This window comes from Amycolatopsis sp. NPDC021455 (assembly GCF_040640995.1).
Classification (GTDB): domain Bacteria; phylum Actinomycetota; class Actinomycetes; order Mycobacteriales; family Pseudonocardiaceae; genus Amycolatopsis.
This window is the reverse complement of sequence record NZ_JBFACT010000065.1, coordinates 14,682-31,761: the sequence shown is the minus strand read 5'-3', so window position 1 is coordinate 31,761 and position 17,080 is coordinate 14,682. Positions and strand designations below refer to the sequence as shown.

Sequence of the window (17,080 nt, the reverse complement as noted above, 5' to 3'; positions counted from 1 at the left end):
GTCCGGAGCCCCCGGAACCCTCACTCGTCGCCCGGCCAGTCGCCGGTGGCCTTGCGGTAACCGACCGCGCCGGCCCGTTCGGTGGCGGCCTTGACGGCACCGAAGATCGCGCCCTGCACCGCCGCCGCGACGATCACCTGCCGCCAGCTGTAGTCGCGGTCGGTGGCCTCCGGGGCGTCCTCCTCACCGGCCACGCGCTTCCAGACCTGCTTGAACGCCTGGCCGGCGAGGATGCCGCCCAGCGCGCCCACCACCCAGCTCAGCGGTTTGTAGAGCACCTTGTTCACGAGTTCCTCCGGCGCAGGATCAGGCGGATCACGATCACCAGGCCCAGCACGCCGGCGAAGACCGGCAGCGGGTTGGCGCGGACGGCGTCGGCGCCCTGGCGGAACTTGACCGCGGTCGGTTCGTTGGTCACGTCGGCGACCTTCGCGGTCGCCTGGTCGAGCTTTTCGTCGACGCTTTCGGAGACCCTGGCCTTCACGTCGAGCTTCTGCCCGAGCGCCTCCAGGGTTTCGGTGAGCTCTTCCCGGGTGGTGTCCCGGTCGAGCCGCGCCTCCTCGGCGTTCTTCGGGAAGTCCCCGCTCATGTCCGCACTCCCTGCTTCACGGTGTCCACGTCTTCGCGGACGCCGCTGATCGCTTCTTCGGGCACCGGCGGAACCGCCTGCGTGACCTCCTTCTTGCCGGCGAGCGCGGCGATCCCGGCCACCACGAACAGCGCCGCCGCGACGATCACCGCTGCCAGCCAGCCCGGCACGACGAGCGCCAGCGCCAGCACCGCGGCCGCCACCAGCGTGCCGGCGCCGAGGAAGGCGAACAGGCCCGCCGCGCCGAACAGCCCGGCGCCGAAGCCCATCTTCCTGCCCTTGCGCTGCAGTTCGAAGACCGCCAGCCGGATCTCGTCGCGGACCAGCCGCTTGACCTCGTCGGTCAGGTCCGCCACCAGCTCGCCGACCGAACGCTCGGCCGCCGGTTTCTTGTTCACCTCTTCGATCACGGAACACCTCCTTGGCCTGGCCGCCGGATACCCGGGCCCGGCGCGGGTCAACCACGGCGCGTTTGACCCCGGCAGCGTGGGGTAGCCGGGGTTTTCGACCACCGATCAGGAGGAGTGCATGAGCACGATCACCGAAGTCGTGGACGTGGAAGTCCCCGTTTCCACCGCGTACAACCAGTGGACGCAGTTCGAGGAGTTCCCGAAGTTCATGGAGGGCGTCGAAGAGATCCGCCAGGTGGACGCCACCCACACCCACTGGGTGACGCGGTTCGGTGGCGTGACGCGCGAATTCGACGCGACGATCACCGAACAGCACCCCGACGAGCGGGTCGCCTGGACGTCCGACTCCGGGCCGGACCACGCCGGCGTCATCACGTTCCACCGGCTCGACGACGCGCACACCCGGGTGACCGCGCAGATGGACATCGACCCGGAGGGGTTCGCCGAGAACGTCGCCGACAAGCTCGGCGTGCTCGACCGCCGGGTCAAGGGCGATCTCAAGCGGTTCAAGGAGTTCATCGAGCAGCGCGGCCGGGAGACCGGCGCCTGGCGCGGTGACGTGGATCGCCCCGGTTCGTAATCCGTCCGGGCGGAACACACGGCGGGGCGAGTGCATCTCGCCCCGCCGTGTTTCGCGTCCGGGAGCCTCGGGTAGGCGGCACCCATGACGACCACGACTGCCGAAGTTCCCGCCGTGGAACTGAACAACGGCGTGCGGATCCCCCAGTTCGGGCTCGGCGTCTACCAGATCCCGCCGGACGAGACCGCCCAGGCCGTGCGGACGGCGCTGGACGCGGGCTACCGCCACATCGACACCGCGCAGATGTACCGCAACGAGGCCGGGGTGGGCGCGGGGATCGCGGAGTCCGGCCTCGCGCGCGAAGACGTGTTCGTCACGACGAAACTGGCGAACGACGCGCACGGCCACGACAACGCGATCACCGCGCTGGAGGGCAGCCTGCGCCGGTTCGGGTTCGACTACGTCGACCTCTACCTCATCCACTGGCCGTTGCCGCACAAGGAAAACTACGTCCGCACCTGGCGCGGTTTCGAGGACATCCTGCGGGCGGGCAAGGCGCGCGCGATCGGCGTCTCGAACTTCCTGCCCGCCCACCTCGACCGGCTCGCCGAGGAGACCGCCCTGGTCCCCGCCGTCAACCAGATCGAGCTGCACCCGGCGCTGCAGCAGCCCGAACTGCGGGAGTACCACCGGGCGCACGGCATCGCGACCGAGGCGTGGAGCCCGCTCGCGCGCGCCGACGTCCTCGAGGACCCCGTGCTCACCGGCCTGGCGCGGAAGCACGGGCGGACGCCCGCGCAGGTCGTGCTGCGCTGGCACGTCCAGCTGGGGAACATCGTGTTCCCGAAGTCCGCCTCGCCCGAGCGGATCCGGCAGAACATCGACGTCTTCGGCTTCGCGCTGGACGACGCGGACATGGCGGAGATCGCCAAGCTCGACGAAGGCCGCCGCACCGGGCCGGACCCGGCCACTTTCACCGGGTGACCGGGGCGTTTCCCTCCGCGACCTGCCGGGTATTCCTCCGGCAAGGTCCCCCAGGAAGGAGCGTCCGGCATGACCACGAACGCGTATCTGTCGTTCCTCGCGATCGGCGTCGCGCTGGTCCTGATCGACGGGCAGATCATCTACCGCAGCGGCCGCCGGTACCTGGAGAACTCCTACGGCGACCCGGCGGCGGGCGCTTCGATGACGCGCCTGGTCACCGTGCTGTTCCACCTCGCGACGCTGGGCGTGCTGGCGCTGATCTCGACCATCGACATGGGCGGCAGCGACCTGCCCGGCGTGGTCGGGCGGATCGGCGTGCTGCTGCTGATCCTCGCGCTGGCCCACGCGATCACCCTCGGCGTGCTGGCCCGCATCCGCGGCGAGCAGGAGGTCGAGGCGGTCGTCCAGCGCGGTCCCCGGCCGCGGGTCGAGCCGGAGCAGCAGGGCCCGACGGTCACCCCGGTGCCGGGCCAGGACGGCCGCTACCCGGCGGCCAGCCCGTCGCTCGAGAACCGATCCCCGTACTCCGCGCCGTAGGACCGGCACTGCGACCGAGGGGGCACTTTCCCGTGAAAGTGCCCCCTCGGTGTGTGCGCGGGTCAGGCCTCGGCGGCGGGCAGGTCGATCTCGGTGTGCCGCGTGGCGAGCGTCCTCGCGAGGTCGGCGAGCTTGACGTTGAGGTCCTGCGAGGCGCGGCGCAGCACGTCGAAGGCCTCGTCGGCCGTGATGCCGCGGCGCTGCATCAGGATGCCCTTCGCCTGGCCGATGACGTCGCGGCTGTCGACCGCCCGGCGCAGGTTCGCCGCCTCCAGCTCGGCCGTGGCCACGGCTTCGGTGTGGGCCAGCGCCAGGGACGCGTGCGTGGCCAGCAGCAGCGCGATGTCGATCGCGGGCCCGCCGAACGCGCCCGGTGTGCGCGAATAGACGTTCAGCGCACCCGAAAGCCGGGGTGGCCGGGCGTCCGGGAGCAGGGCGGTGGCCAGCACCGAGTGGTAGCCGTGCCGGGCCGCGGCCGGGCCGAACGCCGGCCAGCGCGGGTCGCGCCCGAGGTCCTGGGACCAGCCGATGGCCGGGCCGTCCGGCCGGGCCGACTCCACGCACGGCCCTTCGCCGTGGTCGTACTGCACCTGGTCGAGCAGCTCGGCGAGCGGATGCGTCCCGACGGGGGTGTGGAACGTGCCGTCGGCGGCGCGGAGGGTGACGCTGACCAGGTCCGCGTCCGGGATGAGCGCGCTCGCGGCGCCGACGACGAGCTTGAGCACCCCGCCGACGGTCGGCGTCGCGTCGAGCAGCGTCCGCGTCAGCTCGGCGAACTGCCGCGCCAGCGGACCCGGCGCCTGCGCACCGTCGTGGGAGAACCAGGCCCGGTCCCGGGCCCACTCTTCTTCGCCGACGCTCAAGGGTTCCTCGCTGTCTCCGGGATCGGGGTGGCGGAGCACCCATTCAACCCGATGCCGGCCCTCGCAGCGCCGCCCGGGCCCGGTCGACGAACCCGGGCCCGGGCCACAGCTGGTCGGCCTGCCGCACCCGGTCGGCGAGATCCGGGTGCGGCACCGTCGCCGCGGCGTCCCGGATCTCGAGCACTTCCTTGCCCAGTTCGGCTCGCCGCCGCGGGGAACATCTGCGCCGGATCTCGGCCACGGCCGCGGGGCCCTCGTCGCGGACGTGCCGCCGGATCGCGCGGATCAGCCCGCCCAGCAGGCGCTCGAACCGGGTCTCCTGCGGTCCCGCGCCCTCCAGCTGCCGCATCAGGCGGTCCGCCTCGGCGAGCTCGCCCTCGCCGTCGAGGTAGGGCTCTTCGGCGACGGCGTGCCGGACCAGCTCGGCGATCAGGTGGTCGGCGAGGTCCTTGCGGTTCTCCGGGCTGCCCTGGCCGAGTTCGAGCTCGGTGCAGAGCCGGTCGAGCTCGCGGTGGTCGCCGGCGAGGACGGTCGTCAGGTCGGTCGCGCCGTTCATGCACTCTCCTGGTCCGGACGTCGGGATTCCGGACCCGGATACCCGCTGGCCGGGCGCCGAATCCCGTGTCGGCCAGGGAGTCGCCGGGTATTCCTTGGGTAGGTAACGAACCCTCGAGGAGGACGAACCATGGCAGCGCCGTCGTCGGTGACCGAGCGCGAGCGCAAGTACGAGATCGTCGCGGGCAGCGGCGTGCCCAGGCTGATCGGCGTCGCGGGCGTCGAAAACCAGGACGACCCGGTCGAGCAGGTCCTCGACGCGTCCTATTACGACACTCAAGGGTTCCGGCTGGCGCGGGCCGGCATCACGCTGCGGCGGCGGGTCGGCGGCTCCGACGCCGGCTGGCACCTCAAGCTGCCGGTGTCGGCGGACGAGCGGCAGGAGCTCCAGCTCCCCTTGGGCGGCGACCCCCACAAGGTGCCCGGCAGGTTCCGGCGCCTGGTGCGGGCGTACACGCTGGGGGAGAAGCTCGTGCCGATCGCGCACCTGCGCACCGACCGCTTCGTCCACCGCCTGGCCGGCGCCGGCGGCCGGACGATCGCGGTCCTCACCGACGACCACGTGACCGGGGAGGCGGGCGGGCCGGCCGCGCGGCTCGACGAGTGGCGCGAGCTGGAGCTGGAGCTCGATCCCGGCACCGAGCCCGGCCTGCTCGAGGAGTTCGGCCGGGCGCTGGCCGAAGCCGGCGCGTCGGCGTCGCCGTGGCCGTCGAAGCTGCGGCGCCTGATCGGCGACCGCGTCCCGGCGCCACCCCACCGCCGCAAGAAGCCGACGGCGGGCGAGGTCGTGCTGACGTCGCTGCGCGAGCACTACGGCCGGCTGTGCCGCGCCGACGTCGGCGTCCGGCTCGACGTCGACGACTCGGTGCACCAGATGCGCGTCGCGACCCGGAAGCTGCGCAGCACGCTCCGCACGTTCGGGTCCTTCTTCGACGAGCGGGCGACGGCGCCGGTCGTGGCCGAGCTGAAGTGGCTCGGGCAGCAGCTGTCGCCGGCCAGGGACACCGAGGTCGGCGAGCAGCGGCTGCGCGAGCAGCTCGACGGCGTGCCCTCGGAGCTGGTGTTCGGGCCGCTGCGCCGGTACCTCACCCGCCACTTCGCCCGTGAGGCCGAGGAAGCCCGCGCCCGGGCGATGGCGGCGCTGACCGGCAAGCGCTACTTGGAGCTGCTGCGGGCGCTGGACGCCCTGCTGGAGGAGCCGCCGCTGACCGCCGAGGCGCGCAAGCCCGCGAAGGCCGGTCTGCGGAAGCCGCTGCGCAAGGCGGCCCGGAAACTGAGCCGTGCGCAAGCGGCGACCCGGGGCCTCGAGGGCGGCGAACTCGAGCACGCACTGCACGACGTCCGCAAGAAGGCGAAGCAGGCCCGCTACGCCGCCGACACGGTGAAGCCGGTGTACGGCAAGAAGGTGCGCAAGTGGCGCAAGAACGTGAAGGCCGTCCAGGTCACCCTGGGCGAGCACCAGGACACCGTGGTCGGCCGGGAAGTCCTCCACCACCTGACTGTCGCCGGGCACGGCGAGGGGCAGAACACGTTCACGTTCGGGATGCTGTACGCCCAGGACGCCGGCCGGGCGGAGCGGCTGCGGGAGCGGTTCGCCGTCGAGTGGCGGCGGCTGCGCAAGGGACCGCGCCCCGGCTGGCTCGGCTGACCCCGGGCCCGAGCGCCCCAATGTGGCGTTGGTTGCGTTGGACGCACCGAACGCCACATTGGGTGCGTCAGATGCACCCAATGCCACATTGGGGCGCTTGAGAAGGGCGGGGACCGGACTCAGACTTCGCCGGTGAGCTTGCCGCGCAGCTGCTCCAGGGTCTGCGACAGCAGCCGGGAGACGTGCATCTGGGAGATGCCGACGCGGTCGGCGATCTGCGTCTGGGTCAGCCCGCCGAAGAAGCGCATGACCAGGATCGCGCGCTCGCGCTTCGGCAGCTCCTGCAGCAGTGGCTGGAGGGCCTCGTGGTTCTCCACCATGGCCATCTCGTGGTCCGGTTCCCCCATGGTGTCCGCCAGCGACAGGGCCTCGGCGTCGTCGTGCACCGGCTTGTCGACCGACAGCGCCTGGTAGGCGTTGCCGGCGAGGAGCCCTTCGCGGACCTCTTCGACGTCCAGGTTGAGGTGCTCGGCCAGCTCGGTCGGCGTCGGGGCGCGGCCCAGGCGCTGGGAGAGCACCGCCGAACCCTGGCTGAGCGAAAGGTGCAGCTCCTTGAGTCGGCGGGGGACCCGGACGGACCAGCCGGTGTCCCGGAAGTGGCGGCGGACCTCGCCCATGATCGTCGGCACGGCGAAGGACAGGAAGTCGTGGCCCCGGGCGGGGTCGAACCGGTCGACGGCGTTGATCAGGCCGATCCGCGCCACCTGGACCAGGTCCTCCCGGGGCTCGCCGCGGCCGGAGAAGCGGGTCGCGATGTGCTCGGCGAGCGGGAGCAGCTCGGTCACCAGCTTGCTGCGGACGGCTTCGCGCCGCGGGTCGTCGGGATCGAGCTCGCCCAGCTCTTCGAACAGCGGCTCGCAGTGGGCATATTCGTCCGGGCGGTGGAGGAGGGTTTTCCGCTCGCCGCTCACGCGCTCGTTCCCGGGTTGAGCACCAGCTCGATCGTGACGATGCCCGCGCCTCCACCGGGAAGGACGTCGCAGTGCGCGGTCACCGACCGGCTCAGCGTGGTCAGGACGTGCCAGCCGAACGTCCGGTCGCTCGGCGGCCGCGGGTCGGTCGAGCGGGTCGAAACGATGACGTGCAGGCCGTCGGGGGCCAGGCGGAAGCGGCAGTGCAGCTGGGTCCCGAGCTCGGCCAGCTGGACGAGCTGCGCGCAGGCCTCGTCGACGGCCATCTTGGCGTCGGCGATGGCGTCGAGCCCGAAGTCGGCGCGGGAGACCACGCCGTGCGTGAGCATGCGGACCAGCGGGATCTGCTCCGCCATCGCGGGCAGCCGCAGCTCCACCAGTTCGTCGAGCAGCTCGTCGACGGTCGGCTTGCCGTCGGCCAAGCTGCTCTTTCGCGTTTCTTCCATGCCGGGGGTACTACCCATCTGGGCGAATGCTGACACTTCGTGTTCAGGGATTTGGTGTTCGGGGATTTCGGGAATGGTCACCGGCCCAGCGCCCGTTCGAGCTCCTTCTTGGTCATCGTCGACCGGCCGTCGATGTTCCGCTTCTTCGCTTCGTTGTAGAGCTGGTCCTTCGTCGGGCCGCCCGGGCCCTTCCTGTTGCCGGACCGCTCGCCACCGCGCTGCTGCGGGGACTTGTCCTTCACGGACGTCTTGCTGGCCTGCCGGGACTCACCCGACTGGGCGCGGTTCTTGTTCACCGTCCTGGCCGCGATCTCCTTGGCCCGCTTGGTGCTCGCGCCGCGGTCCTCGGCCGAATCCTTGATGTGCTCGTACTGGCGTTCGCGCTTGCCGCTCCACGACTGAGGCATGTCCGCTCCCTTCGTCTCGCGGAGTGGGTACCCGGGTGATCACGGGATAAACGTCCGGGGTTACCCGCGGCGGCGGACGGGTACGCGGGGAGCTGACCCGAGAGGAGGCGCCGATGCGGATCGGCTACACCCTGATGACCGAGCAGGCGGGACCGAACGACCTGGTCCGGTTCGCCGCCGGGGCGGACCAGGCGGGCTTCGACTTCGAGGTCATGAGCGACCACTACTCGCCTTGGCTGGCCGAACAGGGCCACGCGCCGTACGCCTGGAGCGTGCTGGGCGCGGTCACGCAGTCCACCGAACGCGTCGAGCTGATGACCTACGTGACCTGCCCGACCATGCGCTACCACCCCGCGGTGGTGGCCCAGAAGGCCGCGACCGTGCAGGCGCTGTCGGGCGGCCGGTTCACCCTCGGGCTCGGCGCGGGGGAGAACCTCAACGAGCACGTCGTCGGCCGCGGCTGGCCGCCGGCCAACGTCCGGCACGACATGCTCGCCGAGGCCGTGCAGATCATCGGCGGCCTGTTCGACGGTGGGTACTTCGACTACGAGGGCAAGCACTTCCGCGTCGACTCGGCGAAGCTGTGGGACCTGCCGGAGAAGCGGATCCCGATCGGGGTCGCGGTGTCCGGTTCGCAGTCGGTCAAGCGGTTCGCCCCGGTCGCGGACGTGATGATCGCCGTCGAGCCGAAGGCCGAGCTGTCGAGCGAGTGGGACGCGACGAAGCTGGGCGGCGCGCCGAGCCGCAAGGTCGGGCAGCTGCCGGTGTCGTGGGGCACCGACCGCGACGCCGCGGTGAAGCGGGCGCACGAGCAGTTCCGCTGGTTCGCCGGGGGCTGGAAGGTCAACGCCGAGCTGCCCGGTCCGTCCGGTTTCGCCGGGGCCACGCAGTTCGTCCGCGAGGACGACGTCGCCGGCTCGATCCCGTGCGGCCCCGACGTCGAGCCGATCGTCGAGAGCGTCCGCGAGTTCGAGAAGGCCGGCTTCACCGACGTCGCGCTGGTGCAGATCGGCGGCGACCAGCAGGACGGCTTCCTCGACTTCGCCGAGAAGGAGCTGTTGCCGGCGCTGCGCGGGTGATTTCACCCGTCGGGGCGACGCGGGTTCGGTGCCGGCAGGAGTACTACGCGAAGTAACGGACAATCCAGCGGCGGGAGTTGCGGATGACCGAGACGAGGCCGGCACCGAGCCTGCAGGCGGTGCCCTTGGCCGTGGCACGGCGTGGGCCGAAGGGCGGGACGCTCTTGGCCCTGATGCGGACCACGGACCCGAAGACGATCGGGCTGCTGTACCTGGTGACGTCGTTCCTGTTCTTCATGGCGGGCGGCGCGATGGCGCTGCTGATGCGCGGCGAGCTGGCCCGGCCGGGGCTGCAGTTCCTCTCCCCGGAGCAGTACAACCAGCTGTTCACCATGCACGGCACGATCATGCTGCTGCTCTACGCGACGCCGAACCTGTTCGGGTTCGCCAACTACATCCTGCCGCTGCAGATCGGCGCGCCGGACGTCGCGTTCCCGCGGCTCAACGGGTTCGCCTACTGGCTGTACCTGTTCGGCGGGCTGATCGTGATCAGCTCGTTCCTCACCCCCGGCGGCGCCCCGGACTTCGGGTGGACGGCCTACACGCCGTTGTCGAACGCCATCCACTCGCCGGGCATCGGCGGTGACCTGTGGATCATGGGCCTGATCGTGTCCGGGCTCGGCACCATCCTCGGCGCGGTCAACATGACCACCACGATCGTCACCCTGCGCGCGCCCGGGATGACCATGTGGCGGATGCCGCTGTTCACCTGGAACATCCTGTTCACCGCCATCCTCATCCTGCTGGCGTTCCCGATCCTGACGGCCGCCCTGTTCGGCCTGGAGGCCGACCGCCGGCTCGGTGCGCACGTCTTCGACCCCGAGAACGGCGGGGCGATCATGTTCCAGCACCTGTTCTGGTTCTTCGGCCATCCCGAGGTCTACATCGTCGCCCTGCCCTACTTCGGGATCGTCACCGAAATCGTGCCGGTGTTCAGCCGGAAACCGCTGTACGGCTACCGGCTGATGGTGTTCGCGACGATCGCGATCACCGGGCTGTCGGCGACCGTGTGGGCACACCACATGTTCGCCACCGGCGCGGTGCTCCTGCCGTTCTTCTCGCTCCTGACCTTCTTCATCGCGGTGCCGACCGGGATCAAGTTCTTCAACTGGATCGGCACCATGTGGAAGGGGAACCTGACCTTCGAGACACCGATGCTGTGGTCGGTCGGGTTCATGGTGACCTTCCTGTTCGGCGGCCTGACCGGCGTCATCCTCGCCTCGCCGCCGCTGGACTTCCACGTGACCGACTCGTACTTCGTCGTCGCGCACTTCCACTACGTGCTGTTCGGCACGATCGTGTTCGCCACCTTCGCCGGCATCTACTTCTGGTTCCCCAAGATGACCGGCCGGATGCTCGACGAGAAGCTCGGCCGGTGGCACTTCTGGACGACGTTCATCGGCTTCCACACGACGTTCCTGATCCAGCACTGGCTGGGCGACTTGGGCATGCCGCGCCGCTACGCCGACTACCTCTCGACCGACGGGTTCACCACGCTGAACACCATCTCGACGATCGGCGCGTTCATCCTCGGCGCGTCGACGCTGCCGTTCATCTGGAACGTCGTCAAGAGCTACCGCTACGGCGAGCAGGTGCTGGTCGACGACCCGTGGGGGTTCGGCAACTCCCTCGAGTGGGCCACCACCTGCCCGCCGCCCCGGCACAACTTCCTCGACCTGCCGCGGATCCGCTCGGAGCGGCCGGCGTTCGAGCTGCACCACCCGGAGGTCGTGGAGCGGCTGCTGGAGGAGCGGTACGTGCGGTCTAAGCGGGCGCGGGCTCGGGCCGGGCGAGCCGCCGATCCGCTCCCGTCACGCGAAGAGCACGCCGGACCGTCGGGTTCGTCCCGGTGACCACGAGCAGAGCCGTGCCGCTCTGCTCGGCCTGCAGTGCCGCGTGCAGCAGCACGCGGACGCCGGCCACGCCCAGGAAGTCCACTTCGGACAGATCGACGGTCAGCTGGTCCGGCGTCGCCCACAGGCGGTCGGAAAGCAGTGCGGCCAGGTCGTCCGCCGTCGCGCTGTCGAGGTCACCGCGCGCGGTGACCAGGACCGCGTGCGGAGCGGGCCACGTCGTGCGCAGCCGGAGGCCCGGGTGCCGGGCTCGGGGAAGGTTCATGTCGGTTCGCCGCCGTCCTGGGTGGCGCGCGGCCGGGCTGCCGCGCTCTCGAGGGGGTCGGCTGCTGGTTGAACCGTCACCCGAGCCTAATCGCGCGGTGAGGGCCCGCAACCGGCGTTGCTCCGAATGGGCGTGCGGCGCGCCGCAGCGGTGACCGCTCGTGCCCGGGGCGGACGGGATGCAGTAACCTCGCGCTGGACCCGTTAAAGCGCTAGCGGCCCACTAGTGGCGCGCGCCCGGGTCCTCCCTGGTCCTCCAGCGCCCCCAGCAGAAGAATGAGGGGCGTCACCAGGATGACGGGCGGCCACGAGCAGCTCACCGCACGGCTGGACGAAGTCACGGTCGCGATGGAGTCGCTGACCGCGATGCTGGACACCGAGCTCGACCTCGGCCAGATGCTTCAGGCGGTCTGCGACCACGCGGTGCAGGTGGTGCCGGGGGCCGACATGGCGAGCATCACCCTGGTGCGCGACGGCGTGCCGGAGACGGTCGCCAGCACCGACCAGCGGGCGGTGAACTTCGACCGCGAGCAGTACCGGATCGGGGACGGCCCGTGCCTGCGGGCCGCCGAGACCGGGCAGCCGGTCCGGGTCGGCGTCGGCGCGGTGGGGGACCTGTGGCCGCAGTTCGTGTCGGCGGCCGGGCAACTGGGCGTCGCCAGTTTCCTCGCCGCGCCGCTGACGGTGGACGAGGACATGTCCGGCGCGGTGAACCTCTTCGGGTTCGGCGAACACGGGTTCAGCGAGCTGGGGACGAAGATCCTCGAGCTGTACACCGCGACGGTGGTGATCGGCCTGCGCAGCGCCCGGCGGTACTTCGCGGCGCGCGAGCTGGTCGACCAGCTCAACCGGGCGCTGGAGACCCGCGCGGTGATCGACCAGGCCAAGGGGATCCTGATGGCCGCGCACCGCATCACGGCCGAAGAGGCGTTCCAGCGCCTGGTGAAGCGCTCTCAGGACGGCAACCGCAAGCTCCACGAGGTGGCGGCGGAGTTCGTGGCGGCGGTCGCGACCACCGCGTGACGCCCGTCCTCCTCGGGGACGGATCCGCGACGTCTTGAACGACTCGTTCCTGTCGTCGGACGTCCTGAACGAGTCGTTCACGACATCGGATCGCCGCTGAGCCGGCGTCAGGCGGTCGGGACCTCGTCCGGCGGGGCCTCCGCTTCGGTGGCCGCCGGGTCCGGGCGCTGCCGGGCGAGCTGGCAGGTCGTGCAGACCAGGGTGCGGCCGAGCACGGTCCCGTCGTCGGCGACGACTTGGGCCACGTGCAGCGTCCGGAACCCGCAGACCTCGCAGGGCAGTGCCCCTTCCTCGCGGCTGATGCGGAGCTGGGCGCCCATCCGGCCTCCTGGTGTGACGTGGGTCTCACCACCTTGCCCGCCTTCAGGGCCGGTACCAGCCGAATTCACTCGTTCGGCCTAGCGTGGATCATCTTCGGTCACTTCCGTGTCGCTCGGGGTGATCCGGGGTAATCCGTCGGCGAAGGAGTACCGGGGACCTGCCCGAGGGGAGTCAAGATGCGAGACAAGCGGAACGACCTGCGGCCGGTGGCGGACCTGCTCGCCGACGGCGGGGACTCACCGGAGCTGGAACGCACCCGGCACAAGGCGGCGCTGGCCGTCGCGGCGCGGGCCAAGGACCCCGAGGACTGCGCGCGGCTGCTGGACATGCTGGGCCTGCACTCGGCCGGCCGGCGCGCCAGCGACGTCGCCTGAGGAGCCCGGCATGGCCCGACCGGTGTGGAGCGGTGCGCTGAGCCTGGGGCTGGTCACCGTTCCGGTGGAGCTGTACCCGGCGGTGGCGGACCACACGATCCACTTCCACCAGTTCGAACGCGGGACGTCGGACCGGATCCGCAACCGCAAGGTCAACGAGCGGACCGGCGACGAGGTGACCCAGGACGAGATCGTCAAGGGCTACGACCTCGGCGGCGGGGACCACGTGCTCGTCGAACCGGACGAGCTGGACGAGATCGCGCCCGAGCGGTCCCGCCGGATCGACATCGAGCAGTTCGTCGAGCTCGACGAGATCGACCCGTGGTTCTTCGACAAGACGTACTGGCTCAAGCCGGCGAAGGAGGACTTCGCCAAGGCCTACGGCCTGCTGCTGCAGGCGATGGACCGCAGCGAGAAGGCCGGCGTCGCCAAGTTCGTGCTGCGCGGCAAGGAGTACCTCGCGGCCGTTCGCGCCGGGCAAGACGTCATGGTGCTCAACACGCTGCACTTCGTCGCGGACCTGCGCAAGCCCAAGGACGTCATGGGCAAGCTCCCGCAGCTGCCGAAGCCGCGGCCCAAGGAGCTGGACATGGCCATGGCGCTGGTCGACGAGATGACCGCGCCGTGGAAGCCCGAGGACTACCGCGACGAGTACTCCGAGCGCGTCGAAGAGCTGATCAAGGCCAAGGAGGCGGGCAAGGAGATCACCCACGAAGAGGAGCCGGAGCCCTCGGCCGACGTCGTCGACCTCTTCGAGGCGCTGTCACGCAGCGTCAAGAACCGCAAGAGCGGGGGCAAGGAGCCGAAGAAGAAGGCCGCGAAGAAGCAGAAACAGGACGAGCTTTCCGAGCTGTCGAAGTCCGATCTGGACAAGCTCGCCCGTGAGCAGGGCGTGAAAGGCCGGTCGAAGATGACGCGTGCGGAACTCGAGAAGGCGCTGAAGGCGTCGTGAGCGCCCCCGGCTGGCGCGAGCCGGCCCTGGCCACGCTCACCGACCGCCGGTTCTCGGACGCGGACTGGATCTTCGAGCGCAAGCTGGACGGCGTCCGCGCGATCTGCGTGCGCGACGCCGGCCCGCCGACGCTGTACTCGCGCAACCGGAAGGTGATGGACAACGCCTACCCGGAGATCGTCGAGGCGCTCGCCGCCCGGGGCGGGCGGCGGTTCGTCGCGGACGGTGAGATCGTCGCGTTCGACGGCGCCCACACCAGCTTCGCGGCGTTGCAGCCCCGGATCCACGTGAGCGACCCGGAACGCGCCCGCGCGACCGGCGTGCGCGTCTACTACTACCTGTTCGACCTGCTGTACTACGACGGCCAGGACACGACCGGGCTGCCGCTGCGGCAGCGGAAGGCGTTGCTGCGGGACGCGTTCGACTTCGAGGACCCGCTGCGGCTGTCCGCGCACCGGAACGCCCAAGGCGAGAAGTTCTTCGCGGAAGCCTGCCGCCGCGGGTGGGAAGGCGTCATCGCCAAGCGGGCCGACGCGCCGTACCACCCCGGGCGGTCACCCGACTGGCTGAAGTTCAAGTGCGCGCAGGGCCAGGAACTCGTCATCGGCGGCTTCACGGACCCGCAGGGCGCGCGGCACGGCTTCGGCGCGCTCCTGCTCGGTTACCACGAAGACGGCAGGCTGAAGTACGCGGGCAAGGTCGGCACCGGGTTCGACGAGAAGCTGCTGACGTCGCTGCACGCGCGGCTGCGCGAGCGGGAGACGCCGCGGTCGCCGTTCGCCGGGCCGGTCAAGGAACCCGGCGCGCACTGGGTGCGCCCGGAACTGGTGGCGCAGATCGGTTTCTCCGAGTGGACGCGGGACGGGCGGCTGCGGCACCCGCGGTTCGCCGGGCTGCGCGAGGACAAGAAGGCCGCGGACGTCGTACGGGAGCGAGCGTGAAGACTTCTCACCCGGACAAGGTGTTCTACCCCGACGACGGCCTGACCAAGGGCGACGTCGTCGAGTACTACCGCGCCGTCGCGGACGTCATGCTGCCGCACCTGCGCGGGCGCCCGCTGACGCTGCGGCGCTTCCCCGACGGCATCGGCAAGCAGGGGTGGTTCCAGAAGCACCCGGGGGAGCACTTCCCGGACTCGATCCGGGTCGAGCGCGTTCCCCGGCGCGGCGGCGGCACCGACCAGTACGTCGTGTGCGACGACGCCAAAACGCTGGAATACCTGGCGAACCAGGGGACCGTGGAGTTCCACGTCTGGTTGTCCACTGTGGATGCTCCGGAGTGCCCGGACCGGTTGGTGCTGGACCTCGACCCGCCGGAGGGCACCCCGGTCGCGGAACTGCGCGCGGTCGCGCGGCGCATCCGCGACCACTACGAGCGGGTGGGGCTGACGGCGTTCGTGCAGGCGACCGGCGGCCGCGGCTTCCACGTGCTCGCGCCGCTGGACGCGAAGTCGGACACGGAAGTGGTGCTGGAGCTGTCGCGCGCCCTCGCCGACCGGGTCGCGGAAGACGACCCGGACCGCCTGACGACGGCCCAGCGCAAGGACAAGCGTGGCGACCGGATCTTCCTGGACGCCAACCGCAACGGCTACGCGCAGACGTTCGTCTGCCCATACTCGCTGCGCGCCCGCCCCGGCGCGGCCGCCGCGACGCCGCTGGACTGGCGGGAGCTGGGCAAGGCGGACCCCGACGGCTGGAGCCTGGCGAAGGAGAAGCAGCGGCTGGCGCGCAAGGAAGACCCGTGGCGGGCCCTCGACGAGCACGCCGCCTCGGCCGAGGCGGCGCTGGAGCAGCTCACTTGAGGGTCTTGCAGGCGGCCTTCAGGTCGGCGACGAAGGCCGCGTAGACCTCGTCCCGGTCGGGCGCCCGCAGCACCGCCGACGGGTGGACCGTCGCCACCGCGGACGGCACCAGCTCGGCGACGTCGTCGGGTGCGTCCACCGGCTCGCCCCGGTGCGCGGTGAGCCGGAACTTCGGGCCCAGCAACGACTGCGCGGCCGTCGCGCCCAGCAGCAGCACCAGGTCCGGGCGCACCGCGCGCAGCTCCGCCAGCAGCCACGGGCGGCACGCGACGACCTCGGTCCGGCCCGGCTTCTGGTGGATGCGGCGCTTGCCGCGCTCGTCGCGCTTGAACTTGAAGTGCTTGACGGCGTTGGTGACGTACAACGACCGCCGGTCGAACCCGGCTTCCTCGAAGGCGCGGTCGAGGAGCTTGCCGGCGGGGCCGACGAACGGCTCCCCCGCCAGGTCCTCCTTGTCGCCCGGCTGCTCGCCGACGACGAGGATCTTCGCCTCGGGCGTGCCTTCGCCGAAGACGGTCTGGGTCGCGTCCTGGTAGAGCGGGCAGCCTCGGCAACCGGACGCCGCCGACCGCAGGCGGTCGAGGTCGGTGGTGTCCGGCGGCTCGGCACCGCGTGAATCCGGCATGTGCCGGGAAATTCCCCGCCCGGACCACGGGTAAACCTGCCGCGCCCGGGTAGCCGCAGAACACGGCTCAAGGACGAAAGGAGTTCACGATGACCACCGCACGTGAGATCATGACGTCGGACGCGACCTGCGCCCGGGAGTCGGACACCGTGCACGACGCCGCGGTCACCATGGCGCGGAAGGGTGTCGGCGCGCTGCCGATCTGCGGCGAGGACAACCGGCTCAAGGGCATGATCACCGACCGTGACATCGTGGTGAAGGTCCTGGCCGAGGGCAAGGACCCGCGCGCCCTCCACGTCGGCGAGCTCGCCCAGGGCGAGGTCGTGACGATCGGCGCGGACGACGACGCCCAGGAGATCCTGCGCACCATGTCCGAGCACCGCGTCCGCCGGCTGCCGGTGATCGACGGGCACGACCTCGTCGGGATCGTCGCGCAGGCCGACGTCGCCAGGGCACTGTCGAACCCGACCGCCGGCGAGCTGGTCGAGGCGCTGTCCTACGACTGACCTGACCCACCACCGGAAACGCCGTACGGCCGCCCACGGTCCTCACCACGGGCGGCCGTACGGCGTCCGGCGTTTCAGGGGGTGCCGGTGGCCCGGGTCGTCCCGTCCTCAGTGGACTCGCGGACCGACTCGGCGCGCGCGATGTGCCAGGCCACCAGGGCGCCCGCGCTCACCGTGCCCCAGAGCACGAGCGAGGCGTCACGGGCGAACAGGCCGACGACCAGCATCACCGCCGCCGTGACGTCGCAGAGCACGAGCAGCAGGTTCCAGCGCCTGGGGGAGCGCAGCTTGCGGCCGCTGAAGGCGGCGGCGAACGCGGGATCGCTCGCTTGCAGTTCCGCTTCGATCGCGCGCAGGGCGTGGCGTTCTCGCTCCGGGAGCATGGGGGCCTCCTCGCCTCGGCTAACCCGGT

At 71.1% G+C, this 17,080-nt stretch carries 24 protein-coding genes; 12 read left to right on the top strand and 12 right to left on the bottom strand.

Going from position 1 to position 17,080, the window contains the following annotated elements; genetic code table 11:
- Positions 1-20: 20 nt before the first annotated feature.
- From AB0G28_RS40230 to AB0G28_RS40220, 3 genes are read right to left on the bottom strand one after another with little or no spacing between them, the layout of a single operon-like run.
- Positions 21-287: a DUF4235 domain-containing protein gene (locus AB0G28_RS40230; protein ID WP_361102258.1), complete on the bottom strand. Its 267-nt coding sequence runs from the start codon at positions 285-287 to the stop codon at positions 21-23.
- The gene (locus AB0G28_RS40225) at positions 284-589 is read right to left on the bottom strand and encodes a DUF3618 domain-containing protein (RefSeq protein WP_361102255.1); all 306 of its coding nucleotides are present in this window, start codon (positions 587-589) and stop codon (positions 284-286) included. The genes AB0G28_RS40230 and AB0G28_RS40225 overlap by 4 nt, the downstream gene beginning before the upstream one ends.
- Positions 586-999 (bottom strand): phage holin family protein, encoded by a 414-nt coding sequence (locus tag AB0G28_RS40220; protein ID WP_361102252.1) that lies wholly within the window; start codon positions 997-999, stop codon positions 586-588. The genes AB0G28_RS40225 and AB0G28_RS40220 overlap by 4 nt, the downstream gene beginning before the upstream one ends.
- A gap of 118 nt (positions 1,000-1,117) precedes the next feature.
- Here AB0G28_RS40220 and AB0G28_RS40215 point away from each other — a divergent pair, with 118 nt between their 5' ends.
- The 3 genes from AB0G28_RS40215 to AB0G28_RS40205 all read left to right on the top strand — a co-directional run bounded on the left by AB0G28_RS40215 (position 1,118) and on the right by AB0G28_RS40205 (position 3,040).
- Positions 1,118-1,579 (top strand): SRPBCC family protein, encoded by a 462-nt coding sequence (locus AB0G28_RS40215; protein WP_361102249.1) that lies wholly within the window; start codon positions 1,118-1,120, stop codon positions 1,577-1,579.
- A gap of 84 nt (positions 1,580-1,663) precedes the next feature.
- Positions 1,664-2,503, top strand: a complete 840-nt coding sequence (locus AB0G28_RS40210; RefSeq protein ID WP_361102246.1) for an aldo/keto reductase — start codon at positions 1,664-1,666, stop codon at positions 2,501-2,503.
- A 69-nt stretch (positions 2,504-2,572) separates the two neighbouring features.
- Entirely contained in the window at positions 2,573-3,040 is a 468-nt protein-coding gene (locus tag AB0G28_RS40205) for a hypothetical protein (RefSeq protein ID WP_361102243.1), read from the top strand.
- A gap of 62 nt (positions 3,041-3,102) precedes the next feature.
- On the opposite strand, the gene AB0G28_RS40200 is transcribed toward AB0G28_RS40205, so the two are convergent.
- Both AB0G28_RS40200 and AB0G28_RS40195 read right to left on the bottom strand, forming a co-directional pair.
- A complete protein-coding gene (locus AB0G28_RS40200; protein WP_361102240.1) occupies positions 3,103-3,903 on the bottom strand; it encodes a GAF and ANTAR domain-containing protein in 801 nt (266 codons plus the stop codon).
- Positions 3,904-3,946: 43 nt separating this feature from the next.
- A complete protein-coding gene (locus tag AB0G28_RS40195) occupies positions 3,947-4,459 on the bottom strand; it encodes a hemerythrin domain-containing protein (protein ID WP_361102237.1) in 513 nt (170 codons plus the stop codon).
- Between the two features lie 129 nt (positions 4,460-4,588).
- Here AB0G28_RS40195 and AB0G28_RS40190 point away from each other — a divergent pair, with 129 nt between their 5' ends.
- On the top strand, positions 4,589-6,106 hold the full coding sequence (locus AB0G28_RS40190; RefSeq protein WP_361102234.1) for a CYTH and CHAD domain-containing protein: 1,518 nt from the start codon (positions 4,589-4,591) through the stop codon (positions 6,104-6,106).
- Positions 6,107-6,225: 119 nt separating this feature from the next.
- Here the strand turns inward: AB0G28_RS40190 and AB0G28_RS40185 are convergent, their stop codons facing one another.
- The 3 genes from AB0G28_RS40185 to AB0G28_RS40175 form a co-directional block, all read right to left on the bottom strand.
- Positions 6,226-7,017: a SigB/SigF/SigG family RNA polymerase sigma factor gene (locus AB0G28_RS40185; RefSeq protein WP_361102231.1), complete on the bottom strand. Its 792-nt coding sequence runs from the start codon at positions 7,015-7,017 to the stop codon at positions 6,226-6,228.
- Positions 7,014-7,463, bottom strand: coding sequence for an anti-sigma factor (locus AB0G28_RS40180; protein ID WP_361102228.1), 450 nt, complete (start codon positions 7,461-7,463; stop codon positions 7,014-7,016). Before AB0G28_RS40180 ends, AB0G28_RS40185 begins: the two co-directional genes overlap by 4 nt.
- A 77-nt stretch (positions 7,464-7,540) precedes the next feature.
- Positions 7,541-7,870 carry a plasmid stabilization protein gene (locus AB0G28_RS40175; RefSeq protein WP_361102225.1) on the bottom strand — a complete coding sequence of 110 codons (330 nt, stop codon included), beginning with the start codon at positions 7,868-7,870 and terminating at the stop codon, positions 7,541-7,543.
- 113 nt (positions 7,871-7,983) lie between these two features.
- On the opposite strand from AB0G28_RS40175, the gene AB0G28_RS40170 reads away from it, so the two are divergent.
- Positions 7,984-8,949: an LLM class F420-dependent oxidoreductase gene (locus AB0G28_RS40170; RefSeq protein WP_361102222.1), complete on the top strand. Its 966-nt coding sequence runs from the start codon at positions 7,984-7,986 to the stop codon at positions 8,947-8,949.
- A gap of 83 nt (positions 8,950-9,032) precedes the next feature.
- A complete protein-coding gene (gene ctaD, locus AB0G28_RS40165) occupies positions 9,033-10,802 on the top strand; it encodes a cytochrome c oxidase subunit I (protein WP_361102219.1) in 1,770 nt (589 codons plus the stop codon).
- On the opposite strand, the gene AB0G28_RS40160 is transcribed toward ctaD, so the two are convergent.
- Positions 10,714-11,067 (bottom strand): STAS domain-containing protein, encoded by a 354-nt coding sequence (locus AB0G28_RS40160; protein WP_361102216.1) that lies wholly within the window; start codon positions 11,065-11,067, stop codon positions 10,714-10,716. The two genes, ctaD and AB0G28_RS40160, sit on opposite strands and share 89 nt — an antisense overlap.
- 293 nt (positions 11,068-11,360) lie before the next feature.
- On the opposite strand from AB0G28_RS40160, the gene AB0G28_RS40155 reads away from it, so the two are divergent.
- Positions 11,361-12,089, top strand: coding sequence for a GAF and ANTAR domain-containing protein (locus tag AB0G28_RS40155; RefSeq protein ID WP_361102213.1), 729 nt, complete (start codon positions 11,361-11,363; stop codon positions 12,087-12,089).
- A gap of 107 nt (positions 12,090-12,196) precedes the next feature.
- On the opposite strand, the gene AB0G28_RS40150 is transcribed toward AB0G28_RS40155, so the two are convergent.
- The gene (locus tag AB0G28_RS40150; RefSeq protein ID WP_361102210.1) at positions 12,197-12,409 is read right to left on the bottom strand and encodes a hypothetical protein; all 213 of its coding nucleotides are present in this window, start codon (positions 12,407-12,409) and stop codon (positions 12,197-12,199) included.
- 177 nt (positions 12,410-12,586) lie between these two features.
- On the opposite strand from AB0G28_RS40150, the gene AB0G28_RS40145 reads away from it, so the two are divergent.
- Genes AB0G28_RS40145 through ligD (AB0G28_RS40130) form a run of 4 tightly spaced genes read left to right on the top strand, consistent with a single transcriptional unit; the run spans position 12,587 to position 15,537 of the window.
- Positions 12,587-12,784 (top strand): hypothetical protein, encoded by a 198-nt coding sequence (locus AB0G28_RS40145; RefSeq protein ID WP_361102207.1) that lies wholly within the window; start codon positions 12,587-12,589, stop codon positions 12,782-12,784.
- A gap of 10 nt (positions 12,785-12,794) precedes the next feature.
- On the top strand, positions 12,795-13,736 hold the full coding sequence (locus AB0G28_RS40140; protein WP_361102204.1) for a Ku protein: 942 nt from the start codon (positions 12,795-12,797) through the stop codon (positions 13,734-13,736).
- On the top strand, positions 13,733-14,677 hold the full coding sequence (gene ligD / locus AB0G28_RS40135; RefSeq protein ID WP_361102201.1) for a non-homologous end-joining DNA ligase: 945 nt from the start codon (positions 13,733-13,735) through the stop codon (positions 14,675-14,677). The genes AB0G28_RS40140 and ligD (AB0G28_RS40135) overlap by 4 nt, the downstream gene beginning before the upstream one ends.
- The gene (ligD, locus tag AB0G28_RS40130; RefSeq protein WP_361102198.1) at positions 14,674-15,537 is read left to right on the top strand and encodes a non-homologous end-joining DNA ligase; all 864 of its coding nucleotides are present in this window, start codon (positions 14,674-14,676) and stop codon (positions 15,535-15,537) included. Before ligD (AB0G28_RS40135) ends, ligD (AB0G28_RS40130) begins: the two co-directional genes overlap by 4 nt.
- Here the strand turns inward: ligD (AB0G28_RS40130) and AB0G28_RS40125 are convergent.
- On the bottom strand, positions 15,530-16,162 hold the full coding sequence (locus AB0G28_RS40125; protein WP_361102195.1) for a UdgX family uracil-DNA binding protein: 633 nt from the start codon (positions 16,160-16,162) through the stop codon (positions 15,530-15,532). The genes ligD (AB0G28_RS40130) and AB0G28_RS40125 overlap by 8 nt on opposite strands.
- A gap of 89 nt (positions 16,163-16,251) precedes the next feature.
- Between AB0G28_RS40125 and AB0G28_RS40120 the strand changes: the two genes are divergently transcribed.
- Complete coding sequence (locus AB0G28_RS40120) at positions 16,252-16,668, top strand: CBS domain-containing protein (protein WP_361102192.1); 417 nt, start codon at positions 16,252-16,254, stop codon at positions 16,666-16,668.
- Between the two features lie 74 nt (positions 16,669-16,742).
- Here AB0G28_RS40120 and AB0G28_RS40115 read toward each other — a convergent pair whose 3' ends face one another.
- On the bottom strand, positions 16,743-17,051 hold the full coding sequence (locus tag AB0G28_RS40115) for a DUF3040 domain-containing protein (RefSeq protein ID WP_361102188.1): 309 nt from the start codon (positions 17,049-17,051) through the stop codon (positions 16,743-16,745).
- Positions 17,052-17,080: the final 29 nt, after the last annotated feature.

Excerpts from the sequence above, each read along its gene's own strand:
- AB0G28_RS40190 (WP_361102234.1), top strand. The coding sequence starts at position 4,589 with ATGGCAGCGCCGTCGTCGGTGACCGAGCGCGAGCGCAAGTACGAGATC.
- AB0G28_RS40195 (WP_361102237.1), bottom strand. The coding sequence starts at position 4,459 with ATGAACGGCGCGACCGACCTGACGACCGTCCTCGCCGGCGACCACCGC.
- AB0G28_RS40225 (WP_361102255.1), bottom strand. The coding sequence starts at position 589 with ATGAGCGGGGACTTCCCGAAGAACGCCGAGGAGGCGCGGCTCGACCGG.
- AB0G28_RS40210 (WP_361102246.1), top strand. The coding sequence starts at position 1,664 with ATGACGACCACGACTGCCGAAGTTCCCGCCGTGGAACTGAACAACGGC.
- AB0G28_RS40115 (WP_361102188.1), bottom strand. The coding sequence starts at position 17,051 with ATGCTCCCGGAGCGAGAACGCCACGCCCTGCGCGCGATCGAAGCGGAA.
- AB0G28_RS40160 (WP_361102216.1), bottom strand. The coding sequence starts at position 11,067 with ATGAACCTTCCCCGAGCCCGGCACCCGGGCCTCCGGCTGCGCACGACG.
- AB0G28_RS40205 (WP_361102243.1), top strand. The coding sequence starts at position 2,573 with ATGACCACGAACGCGTATCTGTCGTTCCTCGCGATCGGCGTCGCGCTG.
- AB0G28_RS40120 (WP_361102192.1), top strand. The coding sequence starts at position 16,252 with ATGACCACCGCACGTGAGATCATGACGTCGGACGCGACCTGCGCCCGG.
- AB0G28_RS40180 (WP_361102228.1), bottom strand. The coding sequence starts at position 7,463 with ATGGAAGAAACGCGAAAGAGCAGCTTGGCCGACGGCAAGCCGACCGTC.
- AB0G28_RS40215 (WP_361102249.1), top strand. The coding sequence starts at position 1,118 with ATGAGCACGATCACCGAAGTCGTGGACGTGGAAGTCCCCGTTTCCACC.
- AB0G28_RS40145 (WP_361102207.1), top strand. The coding sequence starts at position 12,587 with ATGCGAGACAAGCGGAACGACCTGCGGCCGGTGGCGGACCTGCTCGCC.
- AB0G28_RS40140 (WP_361102204.1), top strand. The coding sequence starts at position 12,795 with ATGGCCCGACCGGTGTGGAGCGGTGCGCTGAGCCTGGGGCTGGTCACC.
- AB0G28_RS40170 (WP_361102222.1), top strand. The coding sequence starts at position 7,984 with ATGCGGATCGGCTACACCCTGATGACCGAGCAGGCGGGACCGAACGAC.
- AB0G28_RS40150 (WP_361102210.1), bottom strand. The coding sequence starts at position 12,409 with ATGGGCGCCCAGCTCCGCATCAGCCGCGAGGAAGGGGCACTGCCCTGC.
- AB0G28_RS40155 (WP_361102213.1), top strand. The coding sequence starts at position 11,361 with ATGACGGGCGGCCACGAGCAGCTCACCGCACGGCTGGACGAAGTCACG.
- AB0G28_RS40125 (WP_361102195.1), bottom strand. The coding sequence starts at position 16,162 with ATGCCGGATTCACGCGGTGCCGAGCCGCCGGACACCACCGACCTCGAC.
- AB0G28_RS40175 (WP_361102225.1), bottom strand. The coding sequence starts at position 7,870 with ATGCCTCAGTCGTGGAGCGGCAAGCGCGAACGCCAGTACGAGCACATC.
- ctaD (WP_361102219.1), top strand. The coding sequence starts at position 9,033 with ATGACCGAGACGAGGCCGGCACCGAGCCTGCAGGCGGTGCCCTTGGCC.